Here is a 12975-nt window from a genome sequence, read left to right as displayed (position 1 = left end):
AGTGGTATTTAATACTATATGATGTGGAGGAGATGCGTTATGGAAATGGTGATGGAGAAAAAAAGCAGATTTCAAGTAAAAGATCCTATGAGTGCGCTGACTCATTTTATTGGATTTCTGGCAGTGATTCCTGTTTTCATCTGTTTATTGGGATTATCTGAAACAAAATTGAAGCAGATCAGTTTTATTGTGTTTGGTTTTTCTCTACTTCTTTTGTATGGTGCCAGTACCATTTATCATACAATGAAACTTTCTGCAGAAAAAACGGCATTATTGCGACGCGTTGATCATATGATGATTTTTGTGCTGATTGCAGGCACATATACTCCTGTCTGTCTGGTACCTTTGGCAGGAAGATGGGGTACCATCCTGTTGAGTGCGATCTGGGCGATCGCTGTTGCAGGTGTATTTATGAAAATCTTCTGGATGGGGGCACCCAGATGGCTTTCTACCATGATTTATGTAGTAATGGGATGGCTGTCTATCACCGCCTTTGTTCCCTTGCTGAGAACAGTTGGCTGGGGTGGTTTCGGTATGCTTTTGGGAGGCGGCATTGCCTATACGGTCGGTGCATTGATTTATGCGTTGAAAAAACCAAATCTTGCAATTCTGAAGAGTTTTGGCTTCCATGAAATTTTCCATGTATTTGTTATGATCGGTTCTGCATTCCACATCGCATTTATGTTTTTATATGTAGTATAATCAGAGCAATTCTAATCTGTATCTCATTGACAATTGAATGAATTGTGTTAAACTTAAATAGTTAGGCATCTCTTTTTCGATGCCTGACTTTTTTTAATGGGATACTTAGGTTTGAGAGGTGACAAAATGAAAGAGGTTTTAGGTTATATAAAACCATATAAAAAACTGGCGATATTAGCCCCAATCATGATGCTGCTGGAGGTGGCAGCGGAATTATCCATGCCAAAGATCATGACCTACCTGATCGACAAAGGGGTTGGTGCCGGAAATACGGCTTTGATCGTAAAAATTGGTATTATGATGCTTATTATTTCTGTGATTGGTATCATTGGCGGTGTCGGTTGTCTGATCTGTGCAGCAATTACCAGCCAAAGAACAGGGACAGATTTAAGAAAAGCGGCTTTTGAAAAAATTCAGGCGTTTTCCTTCCATAATATTGATACATTTTCTACGCCTTCCCTGATTACAAGGCTGACAAATGATATTACCCAGATCCAATTGGTCATTATGATGTGTCTGAGAATGATGGTTCGTTCTCCTCTGCTTTGCATTGGTAGTATCATTATGGCGTTCAGCATCAACGAAAAAATTGCAGGAATGTTTATTCTTGTTGTTGTACTGCTGGCTTTGGCAGTGTTTTTGATTTTAAAATCCGCAATGCCAAGATTTAAAATGGTACAGGAAAAACTGGACAAAGTAAATACCGTCATGCGTGAATGTCTGGCCGGGATCCGTGTGGTAAAGGCTTTTGTCAGAAATGATTATGAGATGGAAAAATTCTCAGAGATCAACATGGATTATAAGAATACCACAGTTGGAGCCTTTAAGATCATGATGCTGATGATGCCTACCATGATGATTCTGGTAAACGGCACGATCATTGCGATCCTCTGGTTTGGCGGTATGCAGGCCTATGCAGGAATCATGGAGGTTGAAGAAATCATGGCATGCATCACCTATCTGATGCAGATGATGATGGCAACCATGATGTTGGCAATGAACTTTATGTTTATTTCCAGAGCGAAAATCTCTGCAGACCGTGTGATGGAAGTTCTGAATACAAAGGTAGATATTACAGATCCAGAAAAACCGAAACTGCCTGTAGAAGCGAAAGGCAAAGTAGAATACAAAAATGTTGCCTTCCGTTATAAAATGGGCAGTGGGGATGCCGTGCTGGAAAATATTTCTTTTACAGCGAAACCTGGAGAAACCATTGGTATCCTCGGTGAAACAGGTTCCGGTAAGTCTACACTGGTAAACCTTTTACCCCGTCTGTATGATGTTACAGCAGGACAGATTCTGGTCGATGGCATTGACGTCAGAGATTATAAGATCAAGGATCTGCGACAGAGAGTTGCTGTAGTTCTGCAGGAAACCATTCTTTTTTCCGGCACAATCAGAGATAATATCAAATGGGGAAAACCAGATGCGACAGAAGAAGAGATCATTGCAGCGGCAAAGGCCGCTCAAGCTCATGATTTTATTATGGAATTGCCCAATCAGTATGATACAGAACTGGGGCAGAGGGGTGTCAATGTTTCCGGTGGCCAGAAACAGCGTATTTCCATTGCCAGAGCGTTGATCCAGAATCCCAATATCATTATTTTTGATGATAGTACCAGTGCGGTGGATTCCTTGACAGAAAAGAATATCAGACAGGGAATGAAAGAGAGTCATCACGACTGTACCAAATTCATTATCGCCCAGAGGATCAGTTCTGTACGACATGCAGATAAAATTTTAGTGCTGAGCGGCGGTAAAATTGTTGCACAAGGCGACCATAAATATCTTATGGAAATCAGTGAGGACTATCAGGAAATTTATGCTTCTCAGATGAAGAAAGGGGTGATGGCAGAATGAATAATAAAACAATGCCAAAAGGTCCTCGCGGTCCACATCATGCTGCCATGATGCCTCATAGAAAACCTGTAAAAACAAAGCAGACAATTCTGCGCCTGTGCAGATATCTTCTGAAATACTGGCATCTGATTTTAATTTCTGTACTCTGTAATCTGATCACAACTGTCGGTACGGTTTTTGCAACAAGGCTGATCGGTGTGGCGATTGATACTTATATCTCTGTATTTGATTTTTCCGGTTTGTTTCGGATTTGCATGACCCTGCTTGTCTTTTATGCCGTATCTTCTCTGGCAACATGGCTGCAGAGTTATCTGATGCTGAAAGTAGGGCAGGAAACGGTTGCTACGTTGAGAAGAGAAATTTTTGATAAATTTCAGAGACTTCCTTTACGCTATTTTGATAAAACGACCCATGGGGAATTGATGAGTCGTGTAACAAATGACGTAGATAATGTTTCCATGTGCCTGAATAACAGTATTTCTCAGATTCTACAGAGTGTTCTGACGATCATTGGTACATTCTTTATGATGACATATTTGAGTATTCCTCTAACCATTGCAACGATTGCAACAGTGCCTGTTATGATGGTAACGACAAAGTGGGTCACAAAACATTCCAGAAAGTATTTTAAAGAAAAACAGGAACGTTTGGGTGATTTAAACGGTCATATTGAAGAAATCGTATCCGGACAGAAGGTTGTAAAGGTATTTTGTCGGGAAGAGGAAGAAATCAACAGATTTGATGGATTTAACCGCAAGTTGCTGGATGTCAGCATCCGCGCAGAAATTTTTTCCGGTTCTATTGGCCCCATTATGACAGCTCTGAATAATATGACTTATGCAGTGGTTGTGGCAGTTGGTGGTATTCTGATGGTCACAGGCAGTGTAATGACATTAGGGACGATCTCTAACTTCATCATTTATTCCAAGCAGTTTGCAAGACCATTGACAGAACTGGCCAATCAGGTGAATATGATCCTTTCTGCTATGGCAGGTGCGGAGCGTGTGTTTGAAGTTCTGGATGAAGAAGAGGAAGAACCTGATGCAAAAGATGCATACGAAATGGGCGAAATTGAAGGAGATGTGGTATTGACCGACGTAAATTTCTCCTATGAAAAAGGTCATCCTATCCTGAAAAATGTAAATCTGTATGCAAGACCCGGACAGACCATTGCATTTGTTGGTCCTACCGGTGCAGGCAAAACAACGATCATCAATCTGCTAACCAGATTTTACGATATTGACAGTGGTACAATCACCATTGACGGCCATGATATTTATCAGACAAAGAGAAGCAGCCTGCGTTCTGCTCTCAGCATTGTTCTGCAGGATACGTATCTGTTTACAGATTCTATTAAGGAAAATATCCGTTATGGCAGATTGGACGCCACGGATGAAGAGATCAAAGCAGCGGCAAAACTGGCAAATGCCCATGAATTTATCCGCAGACTGCCGGATGGGTATGATACCATGTTGACTGACGGCGGCGGTAATCTGAGTCAGGGACAGAGACAGATGATCTCTATTGCGAGAGCTATTCTTGCAAATCCTTCTGTTCTGATTCTGGATGAAGCCACCAGCAGTGTGGACACCAGAACAGAAGTAAAAATCCAGGAGGCGATGCATAATCTGATGAAGGGCAGAACGAATTTTGTTATTGCTCATCGTTTGAGTACCATCAAGGATGCAGACCTGATTGCTGTTGTCAATCATGGTGAAATCATCGAAAAAGGGAATCACCAGCAGTTGATGGAGAAAAAAGGCTTTTATTATACTCTGTATACAAATCAGTTCGACCAAAATGAAGCAGTATAACAAAAAGTGGGATGGATGTGAATGTATACATTCAAATAATGGCCAAAAATGCTTGATTTATTTTGGTAAATATGATATAAATGTATCTGTGAAAAGACATTGAAGAGGAAGAGTATGATTTCAGGATTCTTTCAGAGAGCCGATGGTGGGTGTGAATCGGCAGATATGGAAATCAGAACTGGCCTTGGAGTTCTGTATCGAAAATGTATGACATGAGTAGGTTACAGCGGTTACCCCCGTTACAGGTTTTGAGCGTGCCCGCTGAAGATGGGCAAACTAGAGTGGTAACACGGAGTTCCCTTCGTCTCTAACAGAGGCGGAGGGACTTTTTAGTTTCTACTACTACAAAAGCAAAAACATTATGTTTTTTAAGGAGGAATTTCGTATGGACAGTCGCTATAATTTCAGAGAAATCGAAAAAAAATGGCGTGCAGAATGGGAAAAAAATCCCATCAACAAAGAAGATGACGTGAAACCCAGATTTTACTGCCTGGATATGTTCCCTTATCCTTCCGGTTCTGGCCTGCATGTAGGTCACTGGAGAGGTTATGTTCTTTCTGACGTAGTGAGCCGTTATAAAGTACTGCAGGGTTATCAGGTACTGCATCCCATGGGCTGGGACGCATTCGGTCTGCCCGCAGAAAACTATGCAATCAAAACAAATACACATCCCCGTATTTCCACAGCAGCAAATATTGCAAATGTAAAAAGACAGCTGCATGAAATTTCTGCTCTGTATGACTGGGATAAAGAAGTAGATACAACAGATCCTGATTACTACAAATGGACACAGTGGATCTTTGTTAAAATGTTCGAAAAAGGTCTGGCATATGAAAAAGAAATGCCTCTGAACTGGTGCCCCAGCTGTAAATGTGTACTGGCAAACGAAGAAGCTGCCGGTGGTACATGCGAACGCTGCGGCGCAACTGTTACAAAGAGAAACCTGCGTCAGTGGATGCTGAAGATCACAGAATATGCTGACAGACTGCTGAATGACCTGGATAAACTGGATTGGTCTGAAAAAGTTAAGAAAATGCAGTCTGATTGGATCGGTAAATCCTACGGTGCAGAAGTTGACTTTAAAATTGTTGGCTCTGATGAAAAAATCACAGTTTACACAACAAGACCTGATACACTGTACGGCTGTACTTTCATGGTTCTGGCTCCCGAATATGCTGGTCTGGCACCGCTGGTAAAAGATGAATATAAAGAAGCTGTAGATAAATACTGTTTCGATGCATCCGTAAAATCTTCTGTTGACCGTATGACAGATAAAGAAAAAACAGGTGCATTCACAGGTTCCTACTGTGTAAACCCTGTAAACGGTAAAGAAATCCCTATCTGGGTTGCAGACTATGTACTGGCAGACTATGGTACAGGTGCAGTTATGTGTGTACCTGCTCACGATGAACGTGACTTTGCTTTCGCAAAGAAATTCGATATGCCTATCATTCCCGTTATCAAACCTCTGGATGCAGAACTGCCTGAAGTTATGGAAGAAGCATTTGCAGGCGAAGGTATCGTAATCAATTCCGAAGAATGGAATGGTATGACTGTTACAGAAGCAAAACAGAAAGTACCTTTCATCATGGAAGAAAAAGGCTGGGGCAAAAAGACAGTAAACTACAAACTGCGTGACTGGGTATTCTCCAGACAGAGATACTGGGGCGAACCTATTCCCATCGTTCATTGTGAACACTGCGGTCCTGTAGCTGTTCCCGAAGATCAGCTGCCTGTACTGCTGCCCGAAGTAGAATCCTACAAACCTACAGATACAGGGGAATCTCCTCTGGCTCATATCGATGAATGGGTAAATACAACATGTCCTAAATGTGGCGCTCCTGCAAAGCGTGAAACAAACACAATGCCTCAGTGGGCAGGTTCCAGCTGGTATTTCCTGCGTTATGTAGATAACCACAACAACAACGAACTGGCTAGCATGGATGCACTGAAAAAATGGGCACCTGTTGACCTGTATGTTGGTGGTATCGAACATGCTGTACTGCACCTGCTGTATGCTCGTTTCTATACAAAATTCCTGTATGATATCGGCGCAGTACCTTTTGACGAACCCTTCACAAAACTGTTCAACCAGGGTATGATCACAAAGAACGGCGGTAAAATGTCCAAATCTATCGGTAACGTTGTATCTCCCGATGAACTGGTTGAAAAATACGGCTGTGACTCTCTGAGAATGTACGAACTGTTCGTAGGTCCCCCTGAACTGGATTGTGACTGGGATGACAGCGGTATCGACGGTGTATTCCGTTTCCTAAACAGAGTTTGGAAAATGGTTTATGCAAATAAAGATGCAGACAAAGCAGCCTCCAAAGACGAAGAATATATCGTAAATAAAATGATCGTTGACGTTACAAGCAGAATCGAATCTCTTGCAATGAATACAATCGTTTCCACAATGATGGAATCCACAAACAAACTGCTGGATGTAGCGAAAAAAGAAGGCACGCTGTCCAAAGCAACTCTGGACACAATGGCTGTAATGCTGGCTCCTTTTGCTCCTCATATCGCAGAAGAGCTGTGGAAAGAACTGGGTCACGAAGGCTCTGTATTTGCTGCAGGCTGGCCTAAAGCTGACGAAAGCAAACTGGTTCAGGATACAGTTGAAATCGCTCTGCAGATCGGCGGTAAACTGAGAGGTACAATGGCTGTGGCAAATGGCGCAGCAAAAGAAGATGTACTGGCTCAGGCAAAAGAAGTTCTGGCTGCTAAGATTGAAGGTAAAACAGTAGTGAAAGAAATCTACGTACCTGGTAAGATCGTGAACCTGATCGTAAAATAATTTAAAAAAGCATAAAGGGCAGGGTTGATTGCAACCCTGCTTTTTGTGCCTAAAGAAAGGAGGGCAGGGATGAAGGAAATCTGTTATATGCATGTCAGAGTTCTGGAAGAACCGGAACTGTTTGCAAAAGCAATGTCTTTGGTTTCAGCGGAGAGAAGAGAGAAAGTACAGAAATTGAAGAACCAGATGCCTGCCAGACTTTCTTTAGCTGTAGGAATTTTGCTGGTATTTGCTATGGAAAAATGCGGACTTGGTGATCGGCGAGATGATATCAAATATCAGGTGCATGGGAAACCTTATTTGGAATGTTCTGATTTCTATTTCAGCTTGTCTCATTCAGGAGAATATGCTGTTTGTGTCTTTGGAGATATGCCATTGGGTGCAGATATTCAAAAAATCAAAGAGACGTTACCGACCCATACTAAAAAGATCCTTTCGGAGGAGGAAACTGCTTATTTAAATTCTATGAGCGAGCAAGAGAGAAGAAAGGCATTTTATCAGATCTGGGCAAGAAAAGAAAGCCTGATCAAATGGGATGGCAGAGGGCTGCGGATTCCGTTGCATACAATTTCCTGTGTGAAAGATGGGCAGATGATAGAACAGATAAATTTTGAAGGGAAAAGGTTGTTTTTTGGTGACTGGGATATTCCTGAATATGCATTTAGCCTATGCAGTGAAAAAGAATTTCAAATAGATGAAATCACAGAGGTTACAACAAAAATCTTAACAAAGTATTAAAATCTTCGAATTTTCATTGAAAACAGATGTAAAAATCCTTATAATAGTAAGGTAATCTAAAAATATAAAGAGGTTTTGACCATGAAAAATATGAAGAAAATTTTATGTGCCACACTGGCAGCAGTGATGACATTTGCAGTCATTCCTGCTTATACTGCAGATGCTGCTTCTTATTCAGAACTGCAGGCAAAGAGAAAAAATCTGGCGGCAAGCACACAGAATGCGAAAAAAGAAATTGAAAAACTGAAAAACAAACAGGGGTCTCTGGAAGATGAGATGACTGCTTTGGATAAAGGCTTGCAGAGCATGCAGGACGAATATGATGCTGCAAAGGCAGATCTGGACTTCCTGACAGGCCGTCTGGCAGAAGCGGAAGCGGAACTGGCAGAAGCATCTGCCAAGAGGGATGCACAGTTTGAATTGCTGGGTGATCGTATGAAATTCCTGCAGCAAAAAGGTTCTACAGGATATTTTGAGATTCTGCTGGATTCTGAAAGTTTTTCTGATCTGTTCCTTCGTATGCAGTACGTAAATGATATTATGTCTTATGACAAAGAGATCCTTGAAGAATTGCAGGAAATTCAGAATACGATTCAGGCAAAAACAGACGAAATTGCAGAAAACCATGCGGAACAGCAGGCAGTGGTAGACATTCAGAAAGAAAAAATGGATGAAATGGAAGCTGTTGTGGCGCAGAAAAAAGCCCTTATGAAATCTTATGAGAGCGATTTAGCGAAGTATGAAAAACTGGTAAAGGCTAATGAAGCAAATGATGCTGCGATCCTGCGTCAGATGAATGCTTCCTCCAGTCCTGCCAGAGTGTATACAGGGAGCGGTAAATTTACATGGCCTGTTCCTGCCAGTGGCAGAATTAGCAGTGAATATGGCTACCGTACAAGTCCTATTTCCGGTAAGAAGGAATTTCATAATGGTCTGGATATTCCTGCTGGCTATGGTTCTGCCATTGTCGCAACAGAAGCGGGTACTGTTACATATTCCGGCTGGATGAATGGTTATGGTTATACAATCATTATTGACCACGGTAGTGGGATCACATCTCTGTATGGTCATAATTCCTCTCTGGTAGCGAAAAAAGGTCAGAAAGTAAGCAAAGGTCAGACGATTGCGAAATGCGGAAGTACCGGCTGGTCCACAGGTAACCATTGTCACTTTACAATTTCTAAAAATGGCAGTGCGGTAAATCCTCATAATTATGTTGGATAAAAGAATTTGAAAATAAAGAGGTGATGTCGAAAGACATCATCTTTTTTGCTGCAAAGTTACCATAATTATATTATGTAAAGTGGTATATTACTATAGCAATTGTTTCCGGTATATAATTTCGTAAAAGTATCGTTTTGCGAATAAATACAGATATCCCCTTTTCTGTATTCAGATAAATCTGATTCAGCTGTTTTTTGTAAAATTTTGCTATAGCACTTATCATATATAAAAAAGAACCGAAATCATTTCGGTTCTTTTCGTTTTTTTATGTGTAAGAAGAAACAGAATCAAATAGCGTTTCATTTGCATTGATCTTCTGTTCATTCCCGATGGTACAGATATTTTTGCAATTAACCATACGCAGTAAATTCTGACACTGGCGAATATCTGCATCCGTTGTACGCAAGATTTCCAGACGCTGCGTGATCAGTGATTCATCAGAAATGCCTTTATAGAATTTGCCAATAGCTGCATTCAATTTATCCATGTTGGTTTTTGGCTGTTCCAGTTCATTAATCGTGCCTAGAATATATTTGGTCATTTCTCGTTTGTCTGTCTTGAAATCAGCAATATCATTAACCAAGGTCTGATAGATCTCATAAGTTTCCGTCAGATTTGGATCTCTGTAGGAATAAAAATATGCAAAGCCGCTTTGTGTGAATTTGCATCCGCAGCCATAGGCACCACCTTGTACACGAATTTTATTCCAAAGATATTCCAGATTGATGATCGTCTGCAGAACCTGATATTTTCCGTGATATGGAATATCATGCTGATAAAAATCAAAAGATGTAATATTGTATACAATTTCACTGGTATTTGTAAATGCGGTTTTCTGTGGATACAGTTTAAAATCATAGTCAACGGAAGGGATTGCTTTTTCCGGCATGTGGAAAGATTCCAGTTTTGTTTTTATACTGTTGAAATCTTTCTGTGTGCATCCAACAGCCGCTTCCATATTCTGTTTGCGGAAAATGATCGATGCAACATCTTTTAGTTTCTGTATCACAGGCATAGCATCCTTTTCCAGTTGTTTATCGATCTCACAGAGGAAATGATAGTAAAGAATACCACTGGTCTGCTCTTCGATCTGTAAGGCAGGGAAAAGATTACTGCCGCTATGGAAAACTGCATAATAATGGGCATTATTCTGCAGTTCATACTCTCCTTTTATTCTTGCGGATTTGATGATTTTTTTCATATTTTCAATCATATCCCAATTTGTATGAAGCAGGATTTCTTCCAATACAGCAAATACATCCTCCAAATTCTCTTTCAGAAACTTCATTTTTACAGAAAGAAAGGCATGATATTCTTTCGCATTTTTATTAAAAGTCGTATTATGGAAAGAAAGTCCGCCAAAGATCTGGTTTTTCACGGTGGGTAATTGCTGGTAAGAATATTTTTCCGTATCCAGTTTCCCCAAAAGTTCTGCCAGCAGTCCGCTATAAGGAATCAATTCCTGTGGAATGGCAGAGGTATCAAAAAACAGTTTCAGATAAACGATACCGTTACTTTCCATAGGTACATGCAGGAGAGGATTTCCATTGGAAAAGCCTGCGTTGTTGTATTTTGTAATCTTGGGCATTTCGTCGATTTCATCGATTTCCAATAAGGGAATCTGCGCCAACACTTCCGGAGAATCGATATGCTTCTGGAAAAGATCCAGTTTTTCAGTCTCCATGTTAATCTGCGTAAAATCTGCATTAGTCATTTTTGTATAGGCTGTTTTCATTTTATTCTGGAATTCCTCCAGTTCTTTGGTTTTCTTACCTTTTTCAGGACTGAAAACCACACAGCATTTATCTTCATTCTTTAAGAAAGCAGATTCCAGCAATGATTCGAAATACCCTTCTGTACTGCCCTTTTTCAATGTTTCAATGGTTTCGATCATCCGAAGACCATCACAGGGGTTTTCCCCGTGCAGCCAGCGTTTCATCAGCCTTGTGCAGTAGATCAGCCCTTTGGGGGTAGAGCCATAGTCTTCTTCTCTGAGCAGAAAATCATATTTTCTCAAAGCACTTTGCAATAAATCTTTCGGAAGTCCTTCGGAAAGGAGACGTTTGCATTCCTGATCGATAATTTCTTTAAAAACATTTATTTTTTCGGGATCCGCATTTTTCGCGATAATGCTGAAGACCATTTCGTAGGTAGAAGAATCAAACCAGCCTTCCGTTTCTTCGCAGATACCCGCTTCCATGAGGGCATTTTTCAGAGGAGAAGCATTGCTTTCCAAAAGAATATAAGAAAGTATCTGGAGTGCCATGATAAGTTCCGGATCCGTACACTTCCCTACTTTCAGAGCGTATGCCAGATAGGTGCCGCTTTCGTCATTTTCTTCGGAAACGGCATAGGTATCCCGAATAACTGCCCCTTTTTTTGCAAAATCCGTCTCTCTGATCGCAGGTAAGTTATCACTGGCTGCAAAATGGGACAGATAATCCTCATGGATGTGCTGCAGGCAGGCCATAGGCTCTAAATCACCATATAAATAGAGATATGCATTAGAAGGATGATAATACGTTCTATGGAAATGCAGAAAGGCTTCGTATGTCAGGTCAGGGATTGCTTTTGGATCACCGCCGGATTCAAAACCATAGGTCGTTTTACCAAAAATTGCACGGGAGATCACACCGCTCAACTGGCTTTCGGGATCGGCTAAGGCCCCTTTCATCTCATTATACACAACGCCGGTAATATCCAGATGATCTTCCTTTAACAGGTAGCGCCAGCCCTCCTGCTGGAAAATTTCCTTCTTTTCATAAATTTTAGGAAAAAAGACAGCATCCAGATAAACGTCCATCAGATTATGAAAATCCTTTTCGTTGCAGCTGGCAACGGGATACATGGTTTTATCCGCATATGTCATGGCATTCAAAAAGGTATTCAGAGAGCCCTTTGCCAGTTCATTGAAGGGATCTTTTGCTTCAAATTTGCGGGAGCCGCAAAGAACTGAATGCTCCAGAATATGAGGCGTACCGCAGTCATCAGAAGGCGGGGTTTTAAAGGCCACATTAAAAACCTTATTGTTATCGCTGTTTTTCAGATATAATAAGCGCGCGCCGCTCTGTCCATGGGAAAAGAGATACGCAGTGCTGTGGATATCGCTGATTGTTTCAATTTTCTGTAATGTAAAACCGAAATATGTTTCATTCAATTTTAATTCAGTCATAAAGCACCTCCTTATGGTTGATAGCTAAAGTATATCATATTTCTATAGAATGTACAAAGTGCGCACAAATTAGCGGAGAAATAAAAAAAGGGCAGGAGATCTCCTGCCCTTTTGGTTATCTTGATTATTTGAAGTATCTGTTGTACAGACCCAGGAATGCTTTACCGTGTCTAGCTTCGTCTTTCGCCATTTTGATTATTTATTCTCATTTCAACACATTAATTTATATAATATCCTTATTCCCGTATATTTCCCTTCAGTAAGTGTATTTTTATAAATATTGAGTTTGTGGGAAAAACTTTCCCTTTAGAAATCCCTTCTCAAATTACCATAGTCATAAAAAGAATAAAATGATTTTTAATGTAAATTAGAACAACCCCACCAAATATGATGGGGCTGATCTAATTTAATTATTCTCTTTATCCTTAGTTGAGTTGTTTAATTTATCAAGCAAATCATTTCTCATACCCTGAGTTACATGATTGTAATACCTCAAAGTTGTTTCCTCTTTACTATGACCTAATCTTTTCTTTGTAACAATAGCAGGCACACCATGCTCAGCCAGCCAACTTGCATGAGTATGTCTCAGATTATGATACTTAAAACTAATATTACAGTCCTTTTTTGCTACTCTGTGTAAGAACTTAGCACTATCAGTAGTTAAG

At 40.6% G+C, this 12975-nt stretch carries 8 protein-coding genes and 1 other annotated feature; of the genes, 6 read left to right on the top strand and 2 right to left on the bottom strand.

Features of this window, described 5'->3' with window-relative positions; all coding sequences use genetic code 11:
• Positions 1-39 precede the first annotated feature (39 nt).
• From ACJMLT_RS05040 to ACJMLT_RS05015, 6 genes are all read left to right on the top strand, one after another.
• Positions 40-702 carry a PAQR family membrane homeostasis protein TrhA gene (locus ACJMLT_RS05040; protein ID WP_405727527.1) on the top strand — a complete coding sequence of 221 codons (663 nt, stop codon included), beginning with the start codon at positions 40-42 and terminating at the stop codon, positions 700-702.
• 126 nt (positions 703-828) lie between these two features.
• Positions 829-2562 (top strand): ABC transporter ATP-binding protein, encoded by a 1734-nt coding sequence (locus tag ACJMLT_RS05035; protein ID WP_405727524.1) that lies wholly within the window; start codon positions 829-831, stop codon positions 2560-2562.
• On the top strand, positions 2559-4376 hold the full coding sequence (locus ACJMLT_RS05030; protein WP_405727521.1) for an ABC transporter ATP-binding protein: 1818 nt from the start codon (positions 2559-2561) through the stop codon (positions 4374-4376). Before ACJMLT_RS05035 ends, ACJMLT_RS05030 begins: the two co-directional genes overlap by 4 nt.
• A 90-nt stretch (positions 4377-4466) precedes the next feature.
• Positions 4467-4688, top strand: a binding site (T-box leader).
• 73 nt (positions 4689-4761) lie between these two features.
• On the top strand, positions 4762-7176 hold the full coding sequence (gene leuS, locus ACJMLT_RS05025) for a leucine--tRNA ligase (RefSeq protein WP_405727518.1): 2415 nt from the start codon (positions 4762-4764) through the stop codon (positions 7174-7176).
• Between the two features lie 69 nt (positions 7177-7245).
• Positions 7246-7914, top strand: coding sequence for a 4'-phosphopantetheinyl transferase family protein (locus ACJMLT_RS05020; protein WP_405727515.1), 669 nt, complete (start codon positions 7246-7248; stop codon positions 7912-7914).
• A gap of 81 nt (positions 7915-7995) precedes the next feature.
• Positions 7996-9138, top strand: coding sequence for a murein hydrolase activator EnvC family protein (locus ACJMLT_RS05015; RefSeq protein WP_405727512.1), 1143 nt, complete (start codon positions 7996-7998; stop codon positions 9136-9138).
• Positions 9139-9403: 265 nt separating this feature from the next.
• On the opposite strand, the gene ACJMLT_RS05010 is transcribed toward ACJMLT_RS05015, so the two are convergent.
• Entirely contained in the window at positions 9404-12310 is a 2907-nt protein-coding gene (locus tag ACJMLT_RS05010; RefSeq protein WP_405727509.1) for an insulinase family protein, read from the bottom strand.
• 406 nt (positions 12311-12716) lie between these two features.
• The coding region (locus tag ACJMLT_RS05005) for a tyrosine-type recombinase/integrase (protein WP_405727506.1) at positions 12717-12975 on the bottom strand (259 nt) is incomplete at its 5' end.

The sequence above is a fragment of the Anaerotignum sp. genome, from assembly GCF_045122575.1.
Classification (GTDB): domain Bacteria; phylum Bacillota; class Clostridia; order Lachnospirales; family Anaerotignaceae; genus Anaerotignum_A.
The sequence above is the reverse complement of the archived record's forward strand: the minus strand, read 5'-3'. Positions and strand labels throughout refer to the sequence as shown.

Excerpts from the sequence above, each read along its gene's own strand:
- ACJMLT_RS05040 (WP_405727527.1), top strand. The coding sequence starts at position 40 with ATGGAAATGGTGATGGAGAAAAAAAGCAGATTTCAAGTAAAAGATCCT.
- ACJMLT_RS05035 (WP_405727524.1), top strand. The coding sequence starts at position 829 with ATGAAAGAGGTTTTAGGTTATATAAAACCATATAAAAAACTGGCGATA.
- ACJMLT_RS05030 (WP_405727521.1), top strand. The coding sequence starts at position 2,559 with ATGAATAATAAAACAATGCCAAAAGGTCCTCGCGGTCCACATCATGCT.
- leuS (WP_405727518.1), top strand. The coding sequence starts at position 4,762 with ATGGACAGTCGCTATAATTTCAGAGAAATCGAAAAAAAATGGCGTGCA.
- ACJMLT_RS05020 (WP_405727515.1), top strand. The coding sequence starts at position 7,246 with ATGAAGGAAATCTGTTATATGCATGTCAGAGTTCTGGAAGAACCGGAA.
- ACJMLT_RS05015 (WP_405727512.1), top strand. The coding sequence starts at position 7,996 with ATGAAAAATATGAAGAAAATTTTATGTGCCACACTGGCAGCAGTGATG.
- ACJMLT_RS05010 (WP_405727509.1), bottom strand. The coding sequence starts at position 12,310 with ATGACTGAATTAAAATTGAATGAAACATATTTCGGTTTTACATTACAG.